We start from the raw sequence: 25,796 nt of genomic DNA on the forward strand, positions 1-25,796 counted from the left end.
GCGCTTACTTGGCTGCCCGCTCTTTAGCGATCAGCTGGTCGGCTACGCTCAGCGCGCCTTCAGGACCGCCAGCGGTACCCAAGTCGAAACGGTATTTGCCATTGACCACCATGGTCGGTACGCCAGTGATCTGATAGGCCTGGGCTTTCTTCTTGGCGTCTTCAACCTTGCCTTTGACGGCGAAGGAATTGTAGGTGCTCAGGAACTTGCCCTTATCGACCCCTTCGGCAGCCAGGAACTCGGCCATCTCTTCTGGAGTGGCGAGTTTCTTGCCGTTGTGGATGGCTTCGAATACGGCTTTGTGAACCTTGTGCTCAACGCCCATGGCTTCCAGGGTGATGAACAACTGGCCATGAACGTTCCAAATACCGCCGAACATCGCCGGAATGCGTACGAAGTTGACGTCAGAGGGAAGTTTTTCAACCCAAGGATTGATGGTGGGCTCGAAGGCGTAGCAGTGCGGGCAGCCGTACCAGAACAACTCGACAACTTCGATCTTGCCAGGCACCGCAACCGGAACGGCGCTGCTCAACTCGACATAGGTTTTACCGGCCTCAAGCGGCTCGGCGGCTTGAGCGGTCACGCCAAACAGGCTGGCGGTGACGAGAGCGGCACTGAGAATCAGATTACGCATGCTTTACTCCTGGACAATTTGGGCGCCTCGCGCGACCTGAATTCAGACAGATCATGGCGGACATGATTTCGCTAGTGTAGCGGCAGACGCCACAAAAAAGGGCGGCCTGAGCCACCCTTATATGCTTGCACCATCAGATTAATCGATCATTAAGGTTGCCGCGGCTCAACACTGTCAACAACCTGATCGAGCCAGCCTTAGTGCAGACCCTGAATATAGCTGGACACGGCTTCAATGTCCTTGTTGCTCAGCTTGGCAGCAATGGCGCGCATGATCATAGTGTCGCCGTCGTTGGTACGGTTGCCTTCACGGAAGTCCGTCAGCTGCTTGGCCACGTATTGTGCGTGCTGACCACCCAAGTGAGGGAAACCGGCCGCAGCGTTACCCGCACCGTTTGGCGCGTGGCAACCGATACAAGCCGGCATGCCCTGATCCAGCTTGCCGCCACGGAAGAGCTCTTCACCACGGGCCACGAGCTTAGGATCTGCTGCGCCGACGCTGCCTTTCTGGCTCGCGAAGTAAGCGGCGAGGTCTGCCAGGTCCTGGTCGCTCAGGTTAGTCAACAGCCCGGTCATTTCCAGCACCTGGCGCTTGCCTGACTTTATATCGTGCAACTGCTTGTCCAAGTACCTTTCCCCCTGGCCCGCCAGCTTGGGAAAGTTTGGCGCCATGCTGTTCCCATCAGGACCGTGGCAAGCGCCACATACTGCGGCTTTCGCCTGACCGGCAGCAGCGTCGCCTGCGGCATGGGCTACACCTGTGATGCCCAAGGTCAACAGCAGACTCACGAGTAATTTGTTCATCAGCTAATCCAACTACGGCTAAGGGTTAAGAGTTATGGACCGGGATCACTCGCTCATCCAATAGATGATTGCTCGGTAATCCTCGGCACTGCAGTCCATGCACAAACCACGCGGCGGCATCGCCTTGAAACCCTGGGTCACGTGTTGCACCAGCGTCTCCATACCTTGCGCCAACCTCGGCGCCCAAGCTTCCTGGTCGCCCTTACGGGGCGCCGTGGGTAGTTGGCCGGAATGACAAGCCCCACAAACACGGTTGTACACAGCTTCCGGATCCTGTGTAGCCTGAGCGCTGTAAAGCGGCATCAAGACACCGGCAGCTAGCAGCCATTTCGTCATAAGACGACCTTTTCAGGGTTGAGAGCGTGATGCGTTCTATCGCGCATCCAAGGTTTATCGCCCTCGTGAACTTCATCCTACGCTGGGACAAAGCGCACACAAAATCTGCGGCATTATATACTGGCGTTACTGAAACGGAAACGACACCGCTCGCCGCGTCCACTCTCGGCACCGCCCCAATCGGAAATCCCATGCAACTCAAGAACCCCATCCTCGGCCTGTGCCAACAGGCTACGTTCATGCTCAGCGCCGCCAAAGTCGATCAATGCCCTGACGATGATGGCTTTGAAGTAGCGTTTGCCGGGCGCTCCAACGCCGGCAAATCCAGCGCCTTGAACACCCTGACCCACGCCAGCCTGGCCCGCACCTCGAAAACTCCGGGGCGCACGCAGCTGTTGAACTTCTTCAAGCTAGACGATGATCGCCGTCTGGTCGACCTGCCGGGCTATGGTTACGCCAAAGTACCGATCCCGCTCAAGCAACACTGGCAGCGCCACCTGGAAGCCTATCTGGGTAGCCGCGAGAGCCTCAAAGGCCTGATCCTGATGATGGATATCCGTCATCCCATGACCGATTTCGACCTGCTGATGCTGGACTGGGCTGTAGCCAGCGGCATGCCGATGCACATTCTGCTGACCAAGGCCGACAAACTGACCTACGGCGCGGCCAAGAACACCTTGCTCAAAGTCCAGTCGCAGATCCGTAAGGGCTGGGGCGAAGCCGTCACCATCCAACTGTTCTCAGCCCCCAAGCGCATGGGCCTGGAAGAGGCCTACACCGTACTGGCGGGCTGGATGGAGCTGGCCGACAAAGGCGCCGAAATCGAGGCCTGAGAGCCATCGGAAACTGTCTGGAGGATGATCAGGAAAGGAAAAAACGCGCTGCGAAAGCGGAGTTTACTGGCTGTAAATGAGCATTTCGCGCCGCGCTTTTAACGCAGCATGATCATTTCCCAGGCAGTTTTCAGACAAAAAAAACCCCGGACTTCGTATGGGGAGGGGGAAGTTCGGGGTTCAAGCTCTAGACCGCTAGGGCGAGGTCCAGATATCTGCCAACACTTAACACAACATAGGAGCATCGAAGGGCTTCACCAGCCATTCAGTAACTCTGAGTGGCCTTCACCGATTTAGTTCCAGTGGACTGCAAAAACTATTGGCAATAGTCGATAAGATTTTCTGTGCTAATAGCTCTTCGCCAGTTTTCGCCGCGACACTATGCCGCGGCAAAAATCACTGAAAAGTACCCTTAATGGGCCTCGTCCCAGTTATTTCCGACGCCGACTTCCACCAATAACGGTACATCCAGCGTCGCAGCACCACTCATGTAGCCACGAATCTCTTCGCGCACCCGATCCACCAAGTCCTCTCGCACTTCCAGTACCAGTTCGTCGTGCACCTGAAGAATGACCCGAGCATCCAGTCCCGAAGACTCCAGCCAGCCGTCCACCGCCACCATGGCCTTCTTGATGATGTCCGCCGCCGTACCTTGCATCGGTGCATTGATCGCCGTGCGCTCGGCGCCGGCACGCTCTTGCGGCTTGTTGGAGTTGATCTCCGGCAGATACAGGCGACGACCGAAGATGGTCTCCACGTACCCTTGATCGGCCGCTTGGGCGCGGGTGCGCTCCATGTACTCGCGAACCCCGGGATAACGGGCGAAATAGGTGTCGATGTAAGCCTTGGCCTGCTTGGTGTCGACCCCGATGTCCTTGCCCAGTTTCTGTGCGCCCATACCATAGATCAGGCCGAAGTTGATGGCCTTGGCACTGCGACGCTGATCGGACGTAACGTCCTCAAGCTCGACCTTGAACACCTCGGCCGCGGTAGCCGTGTGTACATCCAGATTATTGCGGAAGGCATTGAGCAAACCTTCATCCCGGGACAAGTGCGCCATGATCCGCAACTCGATCTGCGAATAATCCGCCGCCAGCAGCTTGTAGCCGGCCGGGGCGATAAAGGCCTGGCGGATACGTCGTCCCTCGGCGGTGCGCACAGGAATATTCTGCAGGTTCGGATCGCTGGACGACAACCGACCAGTGGATGCCACCGCCTGATGATAGGATGTGTGAATGCGCCCGGTGCGCGGATTGATCTGCTCCGGCAGGCGGTCGGTGTAGGTGCTTTTCAGCTTGCTCATGGAGCGGTACTGCATCAGCACCCGCGGCAATGGATAGTCGTCTTCCGCAAGCTTGGCCAGCACCTCTTCAGCGGTGGATGGCTGCCCCTTGGCGGTCTTCTTCAGCACCGGCAGGCCGAGTTTGTCGTAGAGGATCGCGCCCAGTTGCTTGGGCGAGCCCAGGTTGAACTCCTCACCGGCAATTTCGAAGGCTTCGCGCTCCAGGGCCACCATCTTGTCGCCCAGCTCAATGCTCTGTATCCCCAGCAGCTTGTCGTCCACCAAGGCCCCCTGACGCTCGATGCGCGCCAGAACCGGCACCAGAGGCATTTCGATATCAGTGAGCACGCTGGCCAAACTCGGGATGGCCGTCAGTTTTTCGAAGAGCGTCTGGTGCAAACGCAAGGTCACATCAGCATCTTCGGCGGCATAAGGCCCGGCCTGCTCCAGGGGGATCTGATCGAACGTCAGCTGCTTGGCGCCCTTGCCGGCAATATCCTGAAAACTCACGGTACGGTGATCCAGGTACTTGTGCGCCAGGCTATCCATGTCATGCCGGGTGGCGGTGGAGTTGAGCACATAGGATTCGAGCATGGTGTCGAATGCGATGCCGCGCACGGTGATGCCGTTGGCCTGATCGCCCCCAATCGCGCAATTGGCCAGGATGTTCATGTCGAACTTGGCGTGCTGACCGACCTTGAGCAGCTTGGGGTCTTCCAGCAACGGCTTCAGGGCCAGCAACACGGTATCGCGATCCAGTTGCTCTGGCGCGCCCAAGTATGAATGAGTCAACGGGATGTAGGCGGCCTCGCCAGCCTTGACCGAGAAGGACAAACCCACCAGCTGCGCCTGCTGGGCATCGATGCCGGTGGTCTCGGTATCGAAGGCCATCAGCTTGGCGCTTTTGAGCTTCTCCAGCCAGACAGTAAAACGCTTCTGATCGAGAATGGTTTCGTACTGCAGTTCAAGCGGTGGCAGTTCTGCTGCCGGCGATTGCGACGCGGCGGCCGGCGCCGTCTCGGCACCACTGAGCTCGACGCGCTTGGCATCACGCTGCAATTCGTCGAGCCAGCTCTTGAATTCCAGCAGGCTGTAGAGCTCCACCAGCTTCTCGCGATCCGGCTCGCCCAGGTGCAGGTCGTCGAGCCCGATATCCAGCGGCACGTCCACCTTGATGGTCGCCAACTGGTAGGAGAGGAAGGCCATCTCCTTGTGCTCTTCGAGCTTGGCCGGCAGGTTCTTGGCGCCGCGGATTGGCAAGGTCGGTACCATATCGAGTTGCTCGTAGAGCTCCTTCAAACCACCGTTGACCCCTACCAGCAGGCCAGAGGCGGTCTTCGGACCAATGCCCGGCACACCTGGAATGTTGTCGGAAGAATCGCCCATCAGTGCCAGGTAATCGATGATCTGCTCGGGAGCGACACCGAATTTCTCCTTCACGCCTTCCACATCCATGCTGCTACCAGACATGGTGTTGACCAGCGTAATGTGCCCATCCACCAACTGGGCCATGTCCTTGTCGCCAGTGGAGATCACCACCGGACGATCTGCCGCCGCGCTGCTGCGGGCCAGAGTGCCGATCACATCATCGGCCTCGACCCCTTCCACGCACAGCAACGGAAACCCCAGGGCGATCACACTGGCATGCAAAGGCTCGATCTGCACCCGCATGTCGTCGGGCATGCTCGGGCGGTTGGCCTTGTACTCGGCGTACATGTCATCGCGAAAGGTCCCGCCCTTGGCGTCGAAGACCACGGCGAACGGGCTGTCGGGGTACTGCTTGCGCAGGCTCTTGAGCATGTTCAGCACACCCTTGACCGCGCCGGTAGGCAGGCCTTGGGACGTGGTCAGCGGTGGCAACGCGTGAAATGCACGGTACAGATATGAAGAACCGTCCACCAGGACGAGGGGGGCTTGGCTCATGAGCAGGATCAACCTTTTCGGCGGGTCCGGCGCTAGAATAGCGGGACCGTTGACGACAAAGGGACAAGGTTATCATGCGCACACTAAATCGCTTGCTGCTGGCCGGCTTGATTGCAATCGCTCCAATGGCCGTGATCGCCGCAGAAGATGCGCCGTCAGCGGACCCGCAAGTCACCATTCGCACGGAAGGCGACAAGACCATCCAGGAGTACCGGCAAAATGGCTTTCTGTACGCCATCAAGGTCACCCCCAAGGGCGGCAAACCCTACTTCCTGGTGCGCGCGGATGGCTCCGACGGCAACTTCATCCGTTCGGATCAACCGGATATGCTGATCCCTTCGTGGAAAATCTTTGAGTGGTAAAACACTCTCGACTTCAATTGGCGCCGGCTCGATAGCGGCGCCCGTACTGGCAGTTTTTAACCATGTCTGTGTTTACCCCCCTGGCTCGGCCCGAGCTGGAAACCTTTCTCGCCCCTTATGGGCTCGGCCGCCTGCTTGACTTCCAGGGGATTGCCGCTGGTAGCGAAAACACCAATTTCTTCATCAGCCTGGAACAGGGCGAGTTCGTCCTGACCCTGGTAGAACGTGGCCCCGTCCAGGAAATGCCGTTCTTCATCGAACTGCTGGACGTGCTGCACCAAGCCAATCTGCCGGTCCCTTATGCTCTACGTACCAGCGACGGCGTGGCCCTGCGTGAGCTGGCGGGCAAGCCGGCACTGCTGCAACCACGCCTGGCGGGCAAGCACATCAAGCAAGCCAACGCCCAACATTGCGCCCAGGTCGGTGAACTGCTTGGCCATCTGCACGTGGCCACCAAGGACAACATGATCAAGCGCAAGACCGATCGTGGCCTGGACTGGATGCAGGAAGAGGGCACGCAGCTGTTATCGCACCTGGATGCTCCCGCTCAAGACCTGCTGCAGCGGACGCTGGATGAAATCGCCGAGCAAAAGAGCAAGATCCTGGCCTTGCCTCGGGCCAACATCCACGCGGACCTGTTCCGCGACAACGCGATGTTCGAAGGCACCCACCTGACCGGTCTGATCGACTTCTACAACGCCTGTTCGGGACCGATGCTCTACGACATAGCCATTGCCCTGAACGATTGGTGCTCTGATGCCGAAGGCATGATCGATGGGCCCCGGGCCCGAGCGCTGCTAGGTGCTTATGCGGCGCTGCGGCCCTTTACCGCGGCCGAGGCCGAGCTCTGGCCGACGATGCTGCGGATAGCCTGCGTGCGTTTCTGGCTGTCGCGGCTGATTGCCGCCGAGAGCTTCGCCGGCCAGGACGTGCTGATTCACGATCCGATGGAGTTCCAGCAACGCCTGACCCAGCGGCAACAGGTCAACCTGGCGCTGCCATTCGCCATCTGACCCCCTTCGCAGGCAAGCCAGCCGCTACAGAACACCTGGAGCGGCCGACTGGTCCACGCTACACGCCATGCAAGAAAGTCCGGTTTAAAGCTGCTCCAGGCAACCGGCCAGATCATTTCCCAACTTCTCCAGCACTTGCTCATACCCCTGCGCTGTCGCTGGCGTATAGCCACCCAACGCATCCAACTCCGCCAGTTGCACCGGCAGGCCAGCCACCAGCGTTTCAGCCAGACGTGGACGCAAAGGCGGCTCGCTGAACACGCACGTCTTACCGACCTGCTGCAACTCTGCCCGCATGGCCGCTACGTGCTGGGCACCCGGCTGGACCTCGGACGCCACGCTGAACACCCCGGTGTGCTTGAGGCCATAAGCATCCTCGAAGTAGTCGAACGCCTCATGGAAGACGAAATAAGGCTTGCCCACGATCCCCGCCAAACGCGCCTTCAAGCGGCTGTCCAGGGCATCCAGGCGCGCACTGAAAGCCTTCAGGTTGCTCTGGTAACGTGCGGCATTGGCCGGATCGGCGGCGCTCAGGTCGGCAGCCATGCGAGTGGCGATCACCCGAGCGTTGACCGGCGACAACCAGAGGTGCGCATCCAGCGAGCCAGGACGATGATCGTGATCATGTTCGTCGCTATCTTCAGCGTGCGAGTGACTATCCGCAGTGAAATAGCGAAGCTTCAAGCCTGGCAGGTCCTGCACCGCTACCGACGGCAAGCTGCGTCCCTTCAAGACTCGCGGCAGAAAGCCTTCCATGTCCGGCCCGATCCAGTACAGCAAGTCAACACTCTGCACCTTGCGTACATCGGAAGGGCGCAGCGCATAGTTGTGCGGCGACGCCCCCGGCGGCAACAGCACCTCCGGAATCGCCACACCGTCCTGCACCGCCGCAGCGATCAGTTGCAAGGGCTTGATGCTAGTGAGGACACGAACGTCAGCCTGGGCCGAACCGATCGTGAGCAAGCTGAGAGTAAAAGCGACAAAAAGGCGAAAAAGTCTGGGCACGATGAACACTCGAAGAGGCGAGAACGGGTAACATAATAACGTCTCTCACAAACCTCGTCGCCGCTCATGCCTAAAACACCCCTCGCCAGCCGTCCACACGACCACTCTCACTGCGTGCACAACGCACTGTCTGAGGCCGATGCCCTGTGCGCTCGGCAAGGCCTGCGCCTGACCGCCCTGCGCCGACGGGTGCTGGAACTGGTATGGCAAAGCCACAAGCCTTTGGGGGCTTATGACATTCTCGCCGTGCTCAGCGAGCAGGACGGTCGCCGCGCCGCGCCACCAACGGTGTACCGGGCGCTGGATTTCCTCCTGGAAAACGGCCTGGTGCACCGCATTGCTTCGCTCAACGCCTTTGTCGGCTGCAACCACCCGGAACACGCGCATCAAGGTCAGTTCCTGATCTGCCGCGAGTGTCACGCCGCCATCGAACTCGAACAGAAATCCATCAGCGATGCCATCGTCACCAGCGCCCGTGATGTCGGTTTCGTGGTCGAGGGCCAGACTGTCGAAGTGGTCGGGCTCTGCTCGGGCTGCCAGGGGGCTTGATGAGCACTGCGTTGATCCGCCTCGATCAGGTCGGGGTGACCTTTGCCGGGCAGAACGTGCTGGATAACATCCAGCTCAGCGTCGAACCTGGGCAGATCGTCACCCTGATCGGCCCCAACGGCGCCGGCAAAACCACGCTGGTGCGCGCCGTACTCGGCCTGCTCAAACCCGACAGTGGTAGCGTCTGGCGCAAACCCAAGCTGCGGGTCGGCTACATGCCGCAAAAACTCCATGTCGACCCGACCTTGCCGCTATCGGTGCTGCGCTTTCTGCGCCTGGTGCCGGGGGTTGATCGCCGTCGAGCGCTGGCTGCTCTCAAGGAAGTCGGCGCCGAACAGGTGATCGACAGCCCGGTGCAAAGCATTTCCGGCGGCGAGATGCAGCGCGTGCTCCTGGCCCGGGCCCTGCTACGCGAGCCTGAGCTGCTGGTGCTCGACGAACCGGTGCAAGGCGTCGACGTCGCCGGCCAGGCCGAGCTCTATAGCCTGATTACTCGCCTGCGGGACCGTCATGGCTGCGGTGTGCTGATGGTCTCTCATGACTTGCACCTGGTGATGAGCACCACCGATCAGGTGGTGTGTCTGAACCGGCACGTCTGCTGCTCCGGGCACCCCGAGCAGGTCAGTGGCGATCCGGCCTTTGTCGAGCTGTTTGGCAAGAACGCACCAAGCCTGGCGATCTACCACCACCATCACGATCACGCCCATGACCTGCATGGTTCGGTGATCACCCAGCCCGCCGCGGGCCACGCCCATGTCCATGGAGAAAACTGCAAGCATGGCTGATTTTCTGCTTTACGCCCTGCTCGCAGGTTTGGCCCTGGCAGTGGTTGCAGGTCCCTTGGGGTCCTTCGTGGTCTGGCGGCGCATGGCCTACTTTGGCGACACTCTGTCCCACGCCGCGCTTTTGGGCGTAGCCCTGGGATTCCTGCTGGATATCAGCCCGGCGGTGGCGGTCACCGTAGGCTGCCTGCTGCTAGCGGTGCTGCTGGTGACCCTGCAACAGCGCCAGCCCCTGGCATCCGACACGCTGTTGGGAATTCTTGCCCCCAGCACCCTGTCTCTGGGCCTGGTGGTACTAAGCTTCATGCATGAAGTGCGGATCGACCTGATGGCCTACCTGTTCGGCGACCTGCTGGCGATCAGCCCCGGTGACCTGGCGTGGATCCTCGGCGGCAGCACAGCGGTACTGTTACTGCTGGTGGCGCTGTGGCGCCCACTGCTGGCCATCACCGTGCATGAAGAACTGGCCAAGGTCGAAGGGCTGCCCGTGGCCTCGCTGCGCCTGGCGCTGATGCTGCTGATCGCCGTGGTGATTGCCGTGGCGATGAAAATTGTCGGGGTACTGCTGATCACTTCGCTGCTGATCATCCCGGCCGCGGCGGCGCAGCGACACGCCCGATCGCCGGAGCAAATGGCCCTCGGCGCGAGTGTGCTGGGCATGCTTGCGGTGTGCGGCGGGCTGGCGCTGTCCTGGTTCCAGGACACCCCCGCCGGGCCGTCGATCGTGGTCGTGGCCGCCGCATTGTTTCTGCTGAGTTTTGTTCTGCCCCGTCGAGGGGTGTAGACTTGCTCGCTTTTTGCGCAATTAGAGAGTCGCAGGAATGAAGCCGTTCGCCTCCCGTTATCTGCTCCTTGTCGCATTTTCCCTGCTGCTGGGGGCCTGCCAAAGCACGCCACCGGCGACCACCCAGGTCCCCGATGCGCGGGCCACGGCCATCGCGCAGCTGGAACAAAACATCGCCAGCAACGAGCTGGCCACCGCCGAAGATCAATTGAGCGCATTGCAGGCACAAACGCCTGACGACCCGCAGCTGGTGCAATACCAGCGGCAAGTGGCCGAAGCCTATCTGCAGCGCAGCCAGATCGTTCTGCAAAAAGGCGATGTGAATGCCGCCGCTACCGCTCTGAGTCGTGCCCGGGCATTGATGCCCAAGGCGCCGGCACTGACCGGCGGGGTCAACAATGCCATTGCCTATGCACGCAAAGCCGAGCTGGATCAAGCCGAAGCCGCGCTCAAGGCTGCCGAGGCCCGTGCGCCAGCCAAGCTGATCGACCCGGCCGCTGAAAGCACCACCATTGCCCTGGACACCCGCAATATCCAAACGCTGCGTCGGCAACTCGATGCCTTGGCCGCCGATGTGGTGAATTATCAGTGTGATGTGAGCATTCAGGTGCCTCGTACCGAGGATTACCCCTGGTTGTCGACCTTGCTCGGCAAGCGGGTGAAGAAGCTCGACCCGGGCTTCGAGCAGAAGATCAGTCGGCAGATCGTGCGCCATGTACCGGCGCAGATGGTGCTGAGTCCGCGCAAGCCCCAGTGAGGTGAGGCGCGCCCTCGCGTATCCGCTTCCAGCCCGGGAGCCGTGGTGGCGGCTCCCGAGCAGCTGCTACCTGCCACTTTCCTGTCAGCGCCAGTGCTGGGCGCCTTGTTGATGACCTTTGATCGCGTTATTGCCAAATGGCAGGATGATCGCGAAATAAATGCTAAGAACCTCTATACGGACAGGCTAAAATGCGCGCCCGGCTAACCGCTGATCCTTTTCTAACGCGCCCCACAAGGTTCGCTACGTGATCGAGTTTCAAAACGTCCATAAAACCTACCGGGTCGCCGGTAAGGATATCCCCGCCCTGCACCCGACCAGTCTTCGGGTCGAGAATGGCCAGGTGTTCGGCCTGATCGGTCATTCCGGCGCGGGTAAAAGTACCCTGCTGCGCCTGATCAACCGCCTGGAGAATCCCAGCGGCGGCACGATCATCGTCGACGGCGAAGCAGTCACCGCGCTGGATGCCAATGGCCTGCGCCGCTTCCGGCAACAGGTCGGGATGATCTTCCAGCACTTCAACCTGCTGTCCTCCAAGACCGTAGCCGACAACGTCGCCCTGCCTCTGACCCTGGCCGGCGAACTGTCGCGCAGCGACATCCAACGCCGAGTGGCTGAGTTGCTGGAGCGGGTTGGCCTGGCCGACCACGCGAAGAAATACCCAGCACAGTTGTCCGGTGGCCAGAAGCAACGTGTCGGTATCGCCCGCGCCCTGGCCACGAAACCGAAGATCCTGCTGTGCGACGAAGCCACCAGCGCCCTGGACCCGCAGACCACCGCATCGGTCCTGCAACTGCTGGCAGAGATCAACCGTGAGCTGAACCTGACCATCGTCCTGATCACCCACGAAATGGACGTGATCCGTCGCGTCTGCGACCAAGTGGCGGTGATGGATGCCGGCACAATCGTCGAGCAGGGTTCGGTGGCCGAGGTGTTCCTGCACCCCAAGCACCCGACCACCAAGCGCTTCGTCCAGGAGGACGAACAAATCGACGAAAGCGAGCAACGCGACGACTTCGCCCACGTACCGGGGCGCATCGTACGCCTGACGTTCCAGGGCGATGCCACCTACGCACCGTTGCTGGGCACCGTGGCCCGGGAGACCGGGGTCGACTACAGCATCCTCGCCGGACGCATCGACCGCATCAAAGACACCCCTTATGGGCAACTGACCCTGGCCATCACCGGCGGTGACATGGAAGCGGCCTTCGCCCGCTTCACCGCGGCGGATGTCCACATGGAGGTGCTGCGCTGATGGATACCTTCTTCGCCAACATCGACTGGCTGGAAATCTGGCTGGCCACTGGTGACACCCTGATGATGCTCGGCGGCTCGCTGCTGTTCACCGTACTGCTGGGCCTGCCCCTGGGGGTGTTGCTGTTTTTGTGCAGCCCGCGCCAGTTGCTGGAGCAGAAGTCGCTGTATGCGCTGCTGTCGCTGATCGTCAACATCCTGCGCTCGCTGCCATTCATCATCCTGCTGATCGTGATGATCCCCTTCACCGTATTGATCACCGGCACTTCGCTGGGGGTCGCCGGGGCCATTCCACCGCTGGTGGTAGGCGCTACACCGTTCTTTGCCCGCCTGGTAGAAACCGCGCTGCGTGAAGTGGATCGCGGCATCATCGAGGCCACCCAGTCCATGGGCGCCAGCACCCGACAGATCATTACCAACGCGTTGCTCCCGGAAGCCCGTCCAGGCATCTTTGCCGCGATCACCGTAACCGCGATCACCCTGGTGTCCTACACCGCCATGGCCGGCGTTGTCGGTGCCGGCGGCCTGGGCGACCTGGCGATCCGCTTCGGCTACCAGCGTTTCCAGACCGATGTCATGGTGGTCACCGTCGTGTTGCTGCTGGTATTGGTTCAGGTTCTGCAAACCGTTGGCGATAAGCTGGTGGTGCACTTTTCCCGCAAATAAATATAAACACCGGCCCCGGCCGGCAGGCGCCCGGGGTCGGGCGACTTACAAGGAGCTTGTTCGATGAAAAAACTACTCGTCGCTTTCGCAGCCGTTGCCGCGTTCTCCGCGCACGCCGCCGAAACCCTGACCGTGGCCGCCACACCGGTGCCCCACGCCGAGATCCTGGAATTCGTCAAACCGGCCCTGGCCAAAGAAGGCGTGGACCTGAAGGTCAAGGTCTTCACCGACTACGTGCAGCCCAACGTGCAAGTGGCCGAGAAACGCCTGGACGCCAACTTCTTCCAGCACCAGCCGTACCTGGATGAGTTCAACAAGGCCAAAGGCACCCAACTGGTCAGCGTCGCGGGCGTACACATCGAGCCGCTGGGCGCCTACTCCAGCAAGTACAAGCAACTCTCCGAACTGCCAGGCGGCGCCACCGTGGTGATCCCCAACGACGCCACCAACGGCGGTCGCGCCCTGTTGCTGCTGGACAAGGCCGGCCTGATCAAGCTCAAGGACTCCAACAACATTCTCTCCACCGTCAAGGACATCACCGAGAACGCCAAAGACCTGAAGTTCCGTGAACTGGAAGCGGCCACCATCCCGCGTGTGCTGACCCAGGTCGATCTGGCGCTGATCAACACCAACTACGCTCTGGAAGCCAAGCTGGACCCGGCCAAGGATGCCCTGGTGATCGAAGGTAAAGACTCGCCTTACGTGAACATCCTGGTGGCCCGTCCTGACGACCAGGATTCGGACGCCATGAAGAAGCTGGTCGCGGCCCTGCACAGTCCGCAAGTGAAGCAATTCATTCTCGAGAAGTACAAAGGCGCGATTGTGCCGGCGTTCTGATCGGTAGCTGAAACACAAACGGGGCGCCTTAGGGCGCCCCGTTTTGTTTGTAGCCGCTGCAGAAGGCTGCGATAAGGCGCGGAGCGCCTTAGGGGGGCCTCACTCTTCGAGGCCGATCACAGCCTGCGGCAACGGCTACAGGGTGCAGCAGTTCAACGGTTCAACGGTTCAACGGTTCAACGGTTCAACGGTTCAAGCATGCCGCGTTATTGGCGCTGCAACATCACCGGCAACTGGGCCACCAGCTTCTGGTTATTCAGTGGCGCGCGGATAAAACCCCGCTGGCGACCGTCCGGGCCGATCACCGCCAGGTTGCCGCTGTGGTCCACGGTGTAGTTGGGCTTGCTGGTGTCCGCCGGAATGAAGGGAATGCTCACCGCATTGGCAAGTTTCTGCAGGTCTTCAATCGAGGCACCAGTCAGGCCTTGGAAGTCCTTGTCGAAGTAGCCCAGGTACTGCTTGAGCTGCGCCGGGGTATCGCGACCGGGGTCGACACTGACCAGAATGATCTGCAGCTTGTCCACCGCCTCCTTGGGCAACTCGCTCTTGATCTGCCGCAGTTGGGCGAGGGTGGTGGGGCAGATGTCCGGGCAGAAGGTGTAGCCGAAGAACAGCAGCGACCACTTGCCCTTCAACTCATCGATCATCACGGGCTGGCCGTCCTCATCGAGCATCTTCACCGCCGGCAGCGTGCGGCTCTGGGGCAGCAGGATGATGCCGGCGTCGATCAGTGCCGTGGGGTCGCCTTGACCCTTGCCGGACAGTACTTTGTTGACGGTCAGCCCCAGGACCAGGGCCACCAGGGCAACGAGAATAAAGACGGTTTTCTGAGTTCGAGTCATAGGTTCAACAATAGGTAGTGGTCTACGAGCAGGGCGATGAACAGCAGGAACAAGTAATAAATAGAGTACTTGAAGGTGTTGATCGCCGCGTGCGGCCGAGTGCCACGGTACAGCACCCAGGCCCATTGCAGGAAGCGCCCGCCCAGAAGCAGGGCGCACACCAGGTACAGCACGCCGCTCATGTGGATGGCATAGGGCAGCAGACTCACCGCCAGCAGGGCAAAGGTATAGAGCAGGATGTGCACCTTGGTGTAATGCTCGCCGTGGGTCACCGGCAGCATCGGAATATCGGCCTTGGCGTACTCCTCCTTGCGATGGATGGCCAGGGCCCAGAAGTGCGGCGGGGTCCAGGCGAAAATGATCAGCACCAGTAGCAGCGGCTCGGCGCTTAGGTGCCCGGTGGCGGCGACCCAGCCCAGCAGCGGCGGGGCCGCGCCAGCCAGCCCGCCGATCACGATGTTCTGCGGCGTCGCGCGCTTCAGAAAGCCGGTGTAGACCACCGCATAACCCAGCAGGGACGCCAGGGTCAGCCAGGCCGTGAGCGGATTGGTGAACGCCAGCAGCAGCGCTTGCCCGGCCAACGCGAGGCACAGGGCGAACGCCAAGGCCGCCCGGGGTGAAACCCGGCCTTGGGCCAAGGGCCGTTTGTGGGTCCGGGCCATCAGCGCGTCGATGCGCCGGTCCACCACATGGTTCACCGCCGCCGCGCCACCTGCGCATAGGGCGATACCCAAGTTGCCGAACACCAGCACGGTCCAGGGCACCCCGGCGCGGGTGGCGAGGAACATGCCCACCAGGGAGGTGATGAGCATCAACACCACCACCTTGGGCTTGGTCAGCTCCAGATAATCACGCCAGATCGCCCGGGGCTGCTGACGTTCGCTGATCAGAGTCGCCATGGCATTTCTCCTTTGATGGTGATGGGACCGGCCACCTGTTTGCGCGGGCTCAGACGCCAGCCCAGGGACAGGCGATCCCGGGCCTGCACCAGGCTGGTACGGGCGTGATAGTTGACCAGCACCAAGGTCAGCAGCAGCGCAGCGCCCCCGGCGTTGTGCGCCACCGCCACCGGCAGGGGCAGGTGGAACAGTACGTTGCTAAGACCCAGGCTGATCTGCGCGCTCAGGGCCAGCAGCACCAGCCCGGCCAGACGGGTCATGCCGGTCTGCCGCAGTTGCCAGGCCAGCCCCAGCAACACCAGGGTCACCAGCACCGCACCGACCCGGTGGGTCATGTGGATGGCGGTGCGGGCGTCACTGTCCAATTGTCCGCCCAAGTAGTTGGGGCCGATGTGCTGGGTCAGGTGAAAGCCGTTGGCGAAATCCATGTTCGGCCACCACTGGCCATGGCAGGTGGGCAGGTCGATGCAGGCCACGGCGGCGTAGTTGGAGCTGACCCAGCCGCCCAGGACGATCTGCCCGATCACCAGCACCAGCCCGGCCGTGGCCCAGTATTGCAGGCGCCGCGGCACGATCAGCGCCGGCAGCACGCCGGACAGGCGCAAGGTCAGCAGGAACAGCAGGCTCAAGGTGGCAAAGCCGCCCAGCAGGTGCGCGGTGACCACCTGAGGCCAGAGCTTGAGGGTCACCGTCCACATGCCGAAGGCCGCCTGGGCGAACACCACGACCAGGAGGAAAAGCGGCAGCTTCAGCGGCTGCCCGGGATGCCGGCGATGGCTCCAGGCGCGGGCCGCCAGCAACACGATCAACAGCCCCAGGGTGCCGGCGAAATAGCGGTGGATCATCTCGTTCCAGCCCTTGTGGGCTTCCACCGGGGTGTCGGGAAAATGCAGTTCGGCATGGGCCAGTTGGGCTTCGCTGTTCGGCACGCTGATAAAGCCGTAGCAGCCGGGCCAGTCCGGGCAGCCCAGGCCGGCGTGGGTCAGCCGGGTGTAGGCGCCCAGCAGCACCACGATCAGAGCCAGCAAAGTGGCCAACAACGCGAGGCGAAATCCAGGTTTGGCCATGACGATGCCCTTATCCGATGTTCGACAGTTTCAGCAGGTGACGCAGGTCGTTGAGCAGGTCCTTGCCCTTGACCCGAGCGTCGTAGCGCAACACCAGATTGCGGTGGGGATCAACGATCCACAGCTGCGGCGCGTCCTTGTCGTTGACGCCTTTGGCATAGGTCGCCAGGTCCAGGGGGTAGCGTTGCAACTGCGGGTACTCGCGCTGCAGCCTGGCTTGGTATTCGGCGCTCAGCGGCTGGGCGCTGGCCAGGGCATGGCTGGCCCGCGAAGCATCGCGGCCCAGGGCCACCTGGATCTGCCGCGCCAGGTACACCAGTTGCTGGCAATCGGCATCACACGCCTTGGGGGCCGTGACCAGGATCTGCCAGCGATCCTCCTCGGACTGCACGCCGATCTGCGCGCGGGTCTGGCCATTGCCGATCAATTCACCGTGATAGCTGCGGCTTTCCGGCACCCAGAACTGCAGCTTGTACATGCCAGTGGCGAGGATCATCGGGCCGATCACCATCAGCAGGATCAGCACCAGTTGCCAACGGCCGCGGCGCCGATTGGGCACCTGGGCGTCAGAGGTGTTGGGTGGATTCATGGCCGTTCCCATGGCGGTTCTCCCGTGCGTTGTGCCAACCGAAATAGAGATAGAGGAGCAGCAGGGCCAGGGCCATGGCGAACCACTGCACGGCATAGCCCAGGTGTTTTTCCGGCCCCATGGCCACCACCGGCCACGCGGTCAGGTAGGCGCCAGCACCGGACTCCTGACGCACTTCATGGTTGAAGCCGCTGCGGCCAAGCTCAGCCCAGAGAGCCTCCGGGTGCACGGCGGTGATCAAGCGTGGCCAGCGCGCAGCCGCCGGGTCGGCCTGCAGTTGGAACGCCGCGCCCGGAGAAACGTAGACCCAGGCATCCAGACTCAGGCTCTGCTCCGGGGTGCTGAATGCCGCAGGCGTGCGCCGATCGGGCCAGGGCAGCCAGCCACGATTGACCAGCAACCAGCGCCCGCTGGCCTGATCGAGGAAGGGTTGCAGCAACTCGACCCCGACCTTGCCGTCGTGCAGGCGGTTGTCCAGCAGCAGGCTGTGATCGGCATCGAAATGACCGTGCAGGCGCACCCGGCGAAAGGCGGGGTCCTCGACCGCCAGCAACTCGAACAACGACACCGGCTCGGCCACGCGGCGCTCGGCGTAGCTGGTCAGCAATTGGCGCTTCTGCTCGCCACGGCTCAGTTGCCAGAAGCCCAGGGAAATCAGCACCGGCAGCAGCAACAGCACCAACAAGGTCGGCACGACGCCGGGCCGGAAGCCTTTCATGGGCGGCCCGCAAGGTTGAGAAATCCACTCGCTATACTGCTGTACATCGCGTTCCCCCCGGAGTCCCACCATGCTCAAAGCAGCCATCGTCCTGATGCTGATTGCCACGGTGATCAGCCTGTTCAGCGGCTTGTTCTTTCTGGTCAAGGACGACAGTCAATCCAAGCGTCTGGTGACCGCCCTGAGTGTTCGGGTGTGCCTGGCCGCGATCACCGTGGGCTTGATCGCCTGGGGTTTCTTCAGCGGCCAGCTGGTGTCCCACGCCCCCTGGTAAGGGCGACTCAGAGCACGTAGACGAAAACGAACAAGCCGATCCACACCACATCGACGAAGTGCCAGTACCAACTGGCCGCCTCGAAGCCGAACTGATGCTCGGCGTCGAAATGCCCGCGCATGATGCGTATCAGCATCACAAACAGAATCAAGGTGCCGATGGTCACGTGGGCGCCGTGGAAACCGGTGAGCATGAAGAAGGTGGCGCCGTAGATCCCCGACCCCAGGGTCAGGCCCAGCTCGTGATAGGCGTGGATGTACTCTTCGGCCTGGAAGCCGAGGAAGGCGCACCCCAGCAGCACGGTCAGCGCCAGCCAGATCTTCAGCGCACCACGATGGCCTTTCTTCAGGGCATGGTGGGCGATGGTCACGGTGACACTGGAACTGACCAGCAGCACGGTGTTGAGCAGCGGCAAGCCCCAGGGGCTGATGGTGCCCGTGGGCGATGGAAAAAGTTTAGGGTCGGGGTTGTTGAGCAGGGGCCAGACAAACTCGAAGTTCGGCCAGAGCATATGGGCGATGCCCTTGTTCCCCTCACCGCCGAGCCAGGGCCCGGACAGGTGTCGCACATAGAACAGCGCGCCGAAGAAGGCCAGGAAGAACATCACTTCGGAAAAGATGAACCAGCTCATGCCCCAGCGGAACGAGCGGTCCAGTTGAGCGCTGTACAAGCCCGCGCGGCTTTCCTTGATCACCGCGCCAAACCAGCCGAACAGCATGTAGGCCAGCAGCAGGCTACCGACGAAAAAGATCAGCGGGCCATGGGATTCCGGGCGCGCCGCCTTGAGGTCGTTGAACCAGGTCGCCAGGCCGAACACGGTGACGAACATGCCCACCGTCGCAATGATCGGCCACTTGCTCTGGGCAGGAACGTAATAGTGCTCATGAGTCGCCATGGGTTGTTCTCCTTATCGGGCACGCCAGATCGTCTATCCACCGGTCTTGGCGGCAACCGCCACCGGTGGATGACGCGCGGTGATATCGAACAGCGTGTAAGCCAGCGTCAGGTGCTTCACATCCTTGGGCATGTCGCGGTCAACGATGAACCGCACCGGCATTTCGATCTTCTCTCCGGGCTGCAGCACCTGCTGGGTAAAGCAGAAGCACTCGGTCTTGTGGAAATACATGGCGGCGCTGCTGGGGGAAATGCTCGGGATGGCCTGGGCGCTCATCGGGTGATCGCTGGGGTTGCGGGCGATGAAGACCATCTCGTTGACCGCTCCCGGATGGACCACGATGTCATCGGATTTGGGGTAGAACTCCCAGACCATGTCGATGGCATTGGTGGACAGGAACTGCACCCGCACCTGGCGCGACTCATCCACCTGCTGCCCTTGATCCGCGTATTGCCCGCCGGTCTTGCCGTTGATTCCCAGGGCCTTGCACATCACGTCGTAGATCGGCACCAGGGCAAAACCGAAGACAAACATCGCCGTCACTACCAGCAACAGGCGGGTCACCAGCTTCTTCAGCGAGATCTCGGCCATCTCAACGTCCTCCCCAACCTGTAGAAGCCGGCTTGCTGGCGAACCGGGCAATGCGTTCTATCGCCTGGCCCGACGCCTTCGCGAGCAAGCTCGCTCCTGCAGAACTGTTCATTTCACTTCCGGCGGGGTGACGAAGGTGTGGTACGGCGCCGGCGATGGAATGCTCCACTCCAGCCCTTCGGCCCCTTCCCACGGCTTGGCCGGGGCCGGTTTGCCGCCGCGAATGCACTTGATAACGATGAACAGGAAGAAAATCTGCGTCGCGCCGAAGGTGAAGGCGCCGATGGAGGACACCATGTTGAAGTCGGCGAACTGCAGGTTGTAGTCCGGAATCCGCCGCGGCATGCCCGCCAGCCCGACGAAGTGCATGGGGAAGAACGCCATGTTCATGCCGACAAAAGACAGCCAGAAGTGCAGCTTGCCCAGGGTTTCGTCGTACATGTGCCCGGTCCACTTGGGCAACCAGTAATAGGCCGAGGCAAAGATCCCGAAGATCGCCCCCGGCACCAGCACGTAGTGGAAGTGCGCCACCACGAAGTAGGTGTCCTGGTACTGAAAGTCCGCCGGGGCGATGGCCAGCATCAGTCCGGAAAAGCCGCCGATGGTGAACAGAATGACAAAGGCCACGGCGAACAGCATCGGCGTCTCGAAGGTCAGTGACCCCTGCCACATGGTGCTAACCCAGTTGAACACTTTGACCCCGGTGGGCACCGCGATCAGCAACGTGGCATACATGAAGAACAGCTCGCCCACCAATGGGATGCCCACCACGAACATGTGGTGCGCCCAGACGATGAACGACAGGAAGGCAATCGCCCCGGTGGCATAGACCATCGAGGTGTAGCCAAACAGCGGCTTGCGGCTGAAGGTGGGGATGATCGAGCTGACGGCACCGAAGGCCGGCAGGATCATGATGTACACCTCGGGGTGACCGAAGAACCAGAACACGTGCTGGAACAACACCGGGTCGCCACCGCCGGCGGCACTGAAGAAGCTGGTGCCGAAGTGGATGTCCATCAACATCATGGTCACGCAACCGGCCAGCACCGGCATCACCGCGATCAGCAGGAACGCGGTGATCAGCCAGGTCCAGACGAACAGCGGCATCTTCATCAGGGTCATGCCCGGGGCACGCAGGTTGAGGATGGTGGCGATCACGTTGATCGCGCCCATGATCGAGCTGATGCCCATCAGGTGGATGGCGAAGATGAAGAAGGTCACGCTTTCCGGGGCGTAGGTGGTGGACAGCGGGGCGTAGAAGGTCCAACCGAAATTCGGCCCGCCGCCGGGCATGAATAACGTCGAGACCAGCAGCAGGAAGGCCGCCGGTAGCAGCCAGAAGCTGAAGTTGTTCATCCGCGGCAGGGCCATGTCCGGGGCGCCGATCATCAGCGGGATCATCCAGTTGGCCAGGCCGACGAAGGCCGGCATCACCGCGCCGAAGACCATCACCAGGCCATGCATGGTGGTCATCTGGTTGAAGAACGCCGGCTCGACGATCTGCAGCCCGGGCTGGAACAGCTCGGCGCGGATCACCATGGCGAACGAGCCGCCCAGCAGGAACATCGCGAAGCTGAACCACAGGTACAGGGTGCCGATGTCCTTGTGGTTGGTGGTCAGCACCCAGCGCATCAGGCCCTTGGCGGGACCATGGGCGTGGTCATCATGGCCGGCGTGGCCGTGGTCATCAATCACTGCACTCATGCCCTGTCTCCTGCAAACGGGTGGGCTGGACGCCCAGGGACACTGCACCCCGAGCGGTTGCGGAAATCCCCAATAAGCCGGCTCATTGGCTTTCCGCCTGTTTCAGCGCCAGCACTTCTTTTGGCGTGACCATGTCGCCCTTGTTGTTGCCCCAGGCGTTGCGCTCGTAAGTGACGACGGCGGCGATGTCGACTTCCGACAACTGCTTGCCGAAGGCCGCCATGGCAGTCCCCGGTTTGCCGTGAAGGACGATATTCAAGTGATCGCCCTTGGGCCCGGTGGCGATCTTCGAGCCCTTGAGGGCCGGGAACATCGGCGGCAGGCCCTGGCCTTGCGCCTGGTGACAGGCGACACAGGTGGTGTGGTAGACCTTGTCGCCACGGGCCACCAGCTCGTCGAGGGTCCATTCCTTGCTGGTCAGCTCCTTGAGCTGGGCAGCCTCGGCCTTGCGCTCGCCCAGCCAGGTGGCGTAGTCGGCCTGACTCTTGACCTCGACCACGATCGGCATGAAGCCGTGGTCCTTGCCGCACAGCTCGGCGCACTGACCACGGTAGATGCCGGGCTTGTCGACCCGGGTCCAGGCTTCGTTGACAAACCCCGGGATGGCGTCACGCTTGACCGCGAAGGCCGGCACCCACCAGGAGTGGATCACGTCGGCGGCGGTCACCAGGAAACGCACCTTGGCCCCCACCGGCAGCACCAGGGGCTGGTCGACTTCCAGCAGGTAGTGCTCGCCCTTGGCGCTCTTGTTGTGGATCTGCTCGGCGGGGGTGGCCAGGTTGCTGAAGAACTCCACATCCTGGCCCAGGTATTTGTAGTGCCACTTCCACTGGTAGCCGGTGATCTGGATGTCCACGTCCGGCTCGCTGGTGTCGTACATCTTGATCAGGGTCGCCGTCGCCGGGACAGCCATGGCCACCAGGATCAGGAAGGGGATGATGGTCCAGAGGATTTCCACCGTGGTGCTTTCGTGGAAGCGGGCCGGGACCTGGCCGGTGGAGCGACGGTGCACGATCATCGACCAGAACATCGCGCCGAAGACGATGAGCCCGATCACCACACAGATCCAGAAGATGGTCATGTGCAGGTCGAATACCGCGTGGCTTATCTCGGTCGCCCCAGGCGTCATATTCACCGTCCAGGCGGCTTGCGCCTGGCTGAATACCGACCACAACAGGAGGCCCATCCAAACAGGTGGATGTCGCATCATTGCGGGTTCCCCTTATCGTTCTTGTTATCCCGGAGGCTCAACACCTGCGGCAAGGGAGCGGCTGCCTAGACTACGAACTTAAACCGGCCGGGGCCTCGCTGCGTTTGCAGTCGAGCGTCATCAGCTAACTTCATTCCTTGGCGAGTATAGACAGCGACTCTCACCTCGCAACGCGGTGGCGTAAATGAGCTGAGACACTGGAAAAGGAAGGTGTAAGCCACGGCACTGGAGGGGTCAGGATGGCCCATACACAAAGCGATATAACCCTGATGACTAAGCATGAAATAATTATTACAAATGCGTCTTAGCCGATTTTGTAAGCACGCTAACTTATGTCTTCCCTAATCATTTGCCCTTGTTCCCTGGAGTTTTCATGAACACCGCCGCATTGCGCGAGCAGATCCAACTGGCCCAGCAACACGAAGCCAGCACCGGTCTGCTGACCCAGCAGTTGAAAACCCAACTGCCTCACCTGCACCCCGCCATCCAATTGCCCGAAGTCGATGCCGAGGGCGTCATGACCCGCTTCGTCAGGGCCTACATCGACCAGGTTCCCGACCTGTTGGACGCCGCCAACGCCGTTGCCCGTGAAGCCGGCATCGAATCGCAGATCAAACCGGTACTGAAGATCGCCGAGCAATTCTTCCTCCAACCCCCGGCCATCATGGAAGGCCACGTAGGCCTCGACAGCCTGCTGGACGAAGCCTACCTGGCCCACCGCCTGGTGGAAGAGGTCAACGATCTGTACATCAAGCACTTCGGCCGTCCGCTGATCCCTCTGGACATGACAGTCGCCAACCTCATCGCCCACCAACTGATCGGCGAGTCCTTCGCCAACCAACTGGACGAAGCCGTGCATCACGCCGTCGACGCCATGCTCGACGAAGACAGCTTCGCCCTGGAATCGGTGGAAACCTACCGCGACAAACTCAGCAGCCCGGACACCGAAAACGCTTGGAAGCGCTGGCCCTGCCTGTCGCGCCAACTGGGCGTGGAACTGGAACTCGACCAGCCCGCCGCCTGACCTCACGCCTCACCAGCAAGGCTCGAACCGAGCCTTGTGGTGAGGGGGCCACGCCGCACCGCGCCAATAGCGGTCCTGACGCCGACAGAGATTCAGGAAGACTCAGAAGCGCGCTTTAGGCGTCGCCACAGGAATCGGCAGGGTGCCATCAAGCGGCAGGAAGCAACCTTTATCCGCGTCGTAGGCTTTGATCGAACTGCTCTCGATGTCGTAGACCCAGCCGTGGATGAACAATTGGCCGTTGGCCATGCGCGAGGCCACCGAGGGGTGGGTGCGCAAATGCTGCAACTGAGCGATGACGTTCTCCTCGGTCAGCACATGCATGCTGGACGACTCGTCGGCGCAAGCGCAGTTTTCATGAACCATGGTCCGCGCCACTTCAGCGTGACGCAGCCAGGCTTTGACCGTGGGCATCTTCTCCAGGCTTTGCGGGTTGAGCACCGCACGCATGGCGCCGCAATCCGAATGGCCGCAAACGATGATGTGGTGTACCCCAAGGGCCAGCACCGCGTACTCGATCGCCGTGGAAACACCCCCGTTCATTTGCCCATAAGGCGGCACTACGTTGCCCACGTTGCGGGTCACGAACAGGTCGCCGGGGGAGCTTTGGGTAATCAGTTCGGGAACGATGCGCGAATCGGCGCAGGCAATGAACATTGCCCTCGGACGCTGTGCTGTAGCGAGCTTTTTGAACAGTTCTTCCTGCTGCGGGAAGACTTCATGATGAAAATGCAAAAAGCCGTCAACGATATGCTGCAACGCTGCATCGGCGGTTTCGGCGGCCTCGCTGGGTGCGGGAGCCGACGCAGCCAACGGCTGTTTATCCTTGTCACTCATGCTTCAGCCTCTCTGTCGGATTTGATGAATTTTCCAGAATTATCCGGCACGACGCCAGCGCTCGATTAAAAGTCGAGCGGATGGCCAAGCGTGACCCATAAGTCACTTGATGAACAAGGCAGCCCTGAAACCTTGACTCAAATTGAATGAAACGCTCTGGAACGCCGCGCTGGGCGATACCAAAAAGTGACCAGGGTACCTCGACGCTCCGTGCTGGCTATTCAACGATAGGCCAATGTTCCTCACAGCAACGACATCTGCCCGCCCGGCGGACAGAAGGCCGAACAGTCGAGGTCGAAACCCTCGCGACGATTGAGCCCCAGGCGCTTGAGCGTCTTGGCGAAGCGCTGGGCCAGAAGGTCGGCGAAAGGGCCCTCACCGCGCATGCGGCTGCCAAAGCGACTGTCATAAAGCTCACCATCACGGCTCTGGCGGATCAGGCTGAGTACATGAGCCGCGCGCTGCGGATAATGCGCCGCCAGCCACTCCTCGAACAGCGGCGCCACCTCCAGGGGCAAGCGCAGCATCATATACGCCGCACTTTGCGCCCCGGCGGCATGAGCCTCACTGAGCAGGCTTTCCAATTCGCTGTCGTTGATCATCGGAATCATCGGCGAACACAGCACTCCCACTTTGATGCCGGCCTCACGCATCACCCGGATCGCCCGCAAACGCGCCTTGGGCGCTGCCGCCCGCGGTTCGAGAATGCGCTTGAGCTCATCGTCCAGGGTGGTCAGGCTGATCATCACCGCCACCAGCCGCCGCTGCGCCAATTCCGTCAGCAAGTCGAGGTCGCGCAGGATCAACGAGCCTTTGGTGACGATGGTCACCGGATGCCGATAGCGCAGCAGTACTTCCAGGGTGCGCCGGGTCAGTTGCTGCTCACGCTCGATGGGCTGATACGGGTCGGTGTTGGAACCCAGGTTGATTGGCGCGCAGCGATAACCCGGCTTGGACAGTTGCTGCTCCAGCAGCGCCGCGGCGTTGCTCTTGGCGATTAGCTTGGTTTCAAAGTCCAGCCCCGGCGACATATCCCAGTACGCGTGACTGGGCCGCGCATAACAATAAATGCAGCCATGCTCGCAGCCGCGATACGGATTGATCGAACGGTCGAAGGGCAGGTCCGGCGAACTGTTGCGGGTGATGATCGACTTGGCCGTTTCAAACCGCACCTCGGTGCCCTGGGTCAGCGGCACCTCTTGGTACCAACCATCGTCCTCGGCCACCGAATGCCGGGGGGCGAAGCGATTGTGCGGGTTACTCGCGGTGCCGCGACCACGAGACGGTAAAGGGCTGAACATAAGCAGCGCTCCATGACTGTATGCA

Annotated in this window: 28 protein-coding genes; 12 read left to right on the forward strand and 16 right to left on the reverse strand. The window is 61.3% G+C overall.

Annotation, left to right across the window (positions count from 1 at the left end; all coding sequences use genetic code 11):
• Positions 1-4: 4 nt before the first annotated feature.
• The 3 genes from PLD_RS14510 to PLD_RS14520 form a co-directional block, all read right to left on the reverse strand.
• Positions 5-634: a thiol:disulfide interchange protein DsbA/DsbL gene (locus PLD_RS14510; RefSeq protein WP_159893816.1), complete on the reverse strand. Its 630-nt coding sequence runs from the start codon at positions 632-634 to the stop codon at positions 5-7.
• A gap of 197 nt (positions 635-831) precedes the next feature.
• On the reverse strand, positions 832-1,437 hold the full coding sequence (locus PLD_RS14515; protein ID WP_159893818.1) for a cytochrome c: 606 nt from the start codon (positions 1,435-1,437) through the stop codon (positions 832-834).
• A gap of 45 nt (positions 1,438-1,482) precedes the next feature.
• The gene (locus PLD_RS14520) at positions 1,483-1,773 is read right to left on the reverse strand and encodes a cytochrome c5 family protein (protein ID WP_159893820.1); all 291 of its coding nucleotides are present in this window, start codon (positions 1,771-1,773) and stop codon (positions 1,483-1,485) included.
• 191 nt (positions 1,774-1,964) lie between these two features.
• Here PLD_RS14520 and yihA point away from each other — a divergent pair, with 191 nt between their 5' ends.
• Positions 1,965-2,606 carry a ribosome biogenesis GTP-binding protein YihA/YsxC gene (gene yihA, locus PLD_RS14525; RefSeq protein WP_123723777.1) on the forward strand — a complete coding sequence of 214 codons (642 nt, stop codon included), beginning with the start codon at positions 1,965-1,967 and terminating at the stop codon, positions 2,604-2,606.
• 412 nt (positions 2,607-3,018) lie between these two features.
• Here yihA and polA read toward each other — a convergent pair whose 3' ends face one another.
• On the reverse strand, positions 3,019-5,811 hold the full coding sequence (polA, locus tag PLD_RS14530) for a DNA polymerase I (protein ID WP_159893822.1): 2,793 nt from the start codon (positions 5,809-5,811) through the stop codon (positions 3,019-3,021).
• Between the two features lie 74 nt (positions 5,812-5,885).
• On the opposite strand from polA, the gene PLD_RS14535 reads away from it, so the two are divergent.
• Both PLD_RS14535 and PLD_RS14540 read left to right on the forward strand, forming a co-directional pair.
• The gene (locus PLD_RS14535; RefSeq protein WP_159893824.1) at positions 5,886-6,173 is read left to right on the forward strand and encodes a DUF2782 domain-containing protein; all 288 of its coding nucleotides are present in this window, start codon (positions 5,886-5,888) and stop codon (positions 6,171-6,173) included.
• Between the two features lie 62 nt (positions 6,174-6,235).
• Positions 6,236-7,186: a homoserine kinase gene (locus PLD_RS14540; RefSeq protein ID WP_159893826.1), complete on the forward strand. Its 951-nt coding sequence runs from the start codon at positions 6,236-6,238 to the stop codon at positions 7,184-7,186.
• A gap of 84 nt (positions 7,187-7,270) precedes the next feature.
• On the opposite strand, the gene PLD_RS14545 is transcribed toward PLD_RS14540, so the two are convergent.
• On the reverse strand, positions 7,271-8,191 hold the full coding sequence (locus PLD_RS14545) for a zinc ABC transporter substrate-binding protein (protein WP_159893828.1): 921 nt from the start codon (positions 8,189-8,191) through the stop codon (positions 7,271-7,273).
• A gap of 66 nt (positions 8,192-8,257) precedes the next feature.
• Between PLD_RS14545 and zur the strand changes: the two genes are divergently transcribed.
• The 7 genes from zur to PLD_RS14580 all read left to right on the forward strand — a co-directional run bounded on the left by zur (position 8,258) and on the right by PLD_RS14580 (position 13,820).
• Positions 8,258-8,740 carry a zinc uptake transcriptional repressor Zur gene (gene zur / locus PLD_RS14550; protein ID WP_159893830.1) on the forward strand — a complete coding sequence of 161 codons (483 nt, stop codon included), beginning with the start codon at positions 8,258-8,260 and terminating at the stop codon, positions 8,738-8,740.
• Positions 8,740-9,525, forward strand: coding sequence for a zinc ABC transporter ATP-binding protein ZnuC (gene znuC, locus PLD_RS14555; RefSeq protein WP_159893832.1), 786 nt, complete (start codon positions 8,740-8,742; stop codon positions 9,523-9,525). The genes zur and znuC overlap by 1 nt, the downstream gene beginning before the upstream one ends.
• Positions 9,518-10,306 (forward strand): zinc ABC transporter permease subunit ZnuB, encoded by a 789-nt coding sequence (gene znuB, locus PLD_RS14560; protein WP_159893834.1) that lies wholly within the window; start codon positions 9,518-9,520, stop codon positions 10,304-10,306. The genes znuC and znuB overlap by 8 nt, the downstream gene beginning before the upstream one ends.
• A gap of 37 nt (positions 10,307-10,343) precedes the next feature.
• The gene (locus PLD_RS14565) at positions 10,344-11,063 is read left to right on the forward strand and encodes a PA5502 family lipoprotein (protein ID WP_159893836.1); all 720 of its coding nucleotides are present in this window, start codon (positions 10,344-10,346) and stop codon (positions 11,061-11,063) included.
• Between the two features lie 247 nt (positions 11,064-11,310).
• Positions 11,311-12,318, forward strand: a complete 1,008-nt coding sequence (locus PLD_RS14570; protein ID WP_159893837.1) for a methionine ABC transporter ATP-binding protein — start codon at positions 11,311-11,313, stop codon at positions 12,316-12,318.
• The gene (locus tag PLD_RS14575) at positions 12,318-12,983 is read left to right on the forward strand and encodes a methionine ABC transporter permease (protein WP_159893839.1); all 666 of its coding nucleotides are present in this window, start codon (positions 12,318-12,320) and stop codon (positions 12,981-12,983) included. The genes PLD_RS14570 and PLD_RS14575 overlap by 1 nt, the downstream gene beginning before the upstream one ends.
• A 63-nt stretch (positions 12,984-13,046) precedes the next feature.
• Entirely contained in the window at positions 13,047-13,820 is a 774-nt protein-coding gene (locus PLD_RS14580; RefSeq protein WP_159893841.1) for a MetQ/NlpA family ABC transporter substrate-binding protein, read from the forward strand.
• A gap of 206 nt (positions 13,821-14,026) precedes the next feature.
• On the opposite strand, the gene PLD_RS14585 is transcribed toward PLD_RS14580, so the two are convergent.
• From PLD_RS14585 to PLD_RS14605, 5 genes are read right to left on the reverse strand one after another with little or no spacing between them, the layout of a single operon-like run.
• Positions 14,027-14,662, reverse strand: a complete 636-nt coding sequence (locus PLD_RS14585; RefSeq protein ID WP_159893843.1) for an SCO family protein — start codon at positions 14,660-14,662, stop codon at positions 14,027-14,029.
• The gene (cyoE, locus tag PLD_RS14590; protein WP_159893845.1) at positions 14,659-15,561 is read right to left on the reverse strand and encodes a heme o synthase; all 903 of its coding nucleotides are present in this window, start codon (positions 15,559-15,561) and stop codon (positions 14,659-14,661) included. Before cyoE ends, PLD_RS14585 begins: the two co-directional genes overlap by 4 nt.
• The gene (locus PLD_RS14595; RefSeq protein WP_159893847.1) at positions 15,549-16,628 is read right to left on the reverse strand and encodes a heme A synthase; all 1,080 of its coding nucleotides are present in this window, start codon (positions 16,626-16,628) and stop codon (positions 15,549-15,551) included. The genes cyoE and PLD_RS14595 overlap by 13 nt, the downstream gene beginning before the upstream one ends.
• Positions 16,629-16,638: 10 nt before the next feature.
• Positions 16,639-17,229, reverse strand: a complete 591-nt coding sequence (locus PLD_RS14600) for a hypothetical protein (protein WP_159893849.1) — start codon at positions 17,227-17,229, stop codon at positions 16,639-16,641.
• Entirely contained in the window at positions 17,195-17,935 is a 741-nt protein-coding gene (locus tag PLD_RS14605; RefSeq protein WP_159893851.1) for an SURF1 family protein, read from the reverse strand. The genes PLD_RS14600 and PLD_RS14605 overlap by 35 nt, the downstream gene beginning before the upstream one ends.
• Positions 17,936-18,005: 70 nt before the next feature.
• On the opposite strand from PLD_RS14605, the gene PLD_RS14610 reads away from it, so the two are divergent.
• Positions 18,006-18,209, forward strand: a complete 204-nt coding sequence (locus PLD_RS14610) for a twin transmembrane helix small protein (protein ID WP_092318205.1) — start codon at positions 18,006-18,008, stop codon at positions 18,207-18,209.
• A 7-nt stretch (positions 18,210-18,216) separates the two neighbouring features.
• Here PLD_RS14610 and PLD_RS14615 read toward each other — a convergent pair whose 3' ends face one another.
• The 4 genes from PLD_RS14615 to coxB form a co-directional block, all read right to left on the reverse strand.
• Positions 18,217-19,104 carry a cytochrome c oxidase subunit 3 gene (locus PLD_RS14615; RefSeq protein WP_159893853.1) on the reverse strand — a complete coding sequence of 296 codons (888 nt, stop codon included), beginning with the start codon at positions 19,102-19,104 and terminating at the stop codon, positions 18,217-18,219.
• Positions 19,105-19,137: 33 nt separating this feature from the next.
• A complete protein-coding gene (locus PLD_RS14620) occupies positions 19,138-19,695 on the reverse strand; it encodes a cytochrome c oxidase assembly protein (protein ID WP_159893855.1) in 558 nt (185 codons plus the stop codon).
• Positions 19,696-19,803: 108 nt separating this feature from the next.
• A complete protein-coding gene (ctaD, locus tag PLD_RS14625) occupies positions 19,804-21,399 on the reverse strand; it encodes a cytochrome c oxidase subunit I (RefSeq protein WP_159893857.1) in 1,596 nt (531 codons plus the stop codon).
• A gap of 82 nt (positions 21,400-21,481) precedes the next feature.
• Entirely contained in the window at positions 21,482-22,609 is a 1,128-nt protein-coding gene (gene coxB, locus PLD_RS14630) for a cytochrome c oxidase subunit II (protein ID WP_159893859.1), read from the reverse strand.
• Positions 22,610-22,982: 373 nt separating this feature from the next.
• On the opposite strand from coxB, the gene PLD_RS14635 reads away from it, so the two are divergent.
• Positions 22,983-23,633 (forward strand): hypothetical protein, encoded by a 651-nt coding sequence (locus tag PLD_RS14635; protein ID WP_159893861.1) that lies wholly within the window; start codon positions 22,983-22,985, stop codon positions 23,631-23,633.
• Between the two features lie 102 nt (positions 23,634-23,735).
• On the opposite strand, the gene PLD_RS14640 is transcribed toward PLD_RS14635, so the two are convergent.
• Both PLD_RS14640 and PLD_RS14645 read right to left on the reverse strand, forming a co-directional pair.
• Positions 23,736-24,470 (reverse strand): carbonic anhydrase, encoded by a 735-nt coding sequence (locus PLD_RS14640; protein WP_159893863.1) that lies wholly within the window; start codon positions 24,468-24,470, stop codon positions 23,736-23,738.
• 242 nt (positions 24,471-24,712) lie between these two features.
• On the reverse strand, positions 24,713-25,771 hold the full coding sequence (locus PLD_RS14645) for a PA0069 family radical SAM protein (RefSeq protein WP_159893865.1): 1,059 nt from the start codon (positions 25,769-25,771) through the stop codon (positions 24,713-24,715).
• Positions 25,772-25,796 lie beyond the last annotated feature (25 nt).

Source organism: Pseudomonas sp. LD120, assembly GCF_009861525.1.
GTDB lineage: Bacteria > Pseudomonadota > Gammaproteobacteria > Pseudomonadales > Pseudomonadaceae > Aquipseudomonas.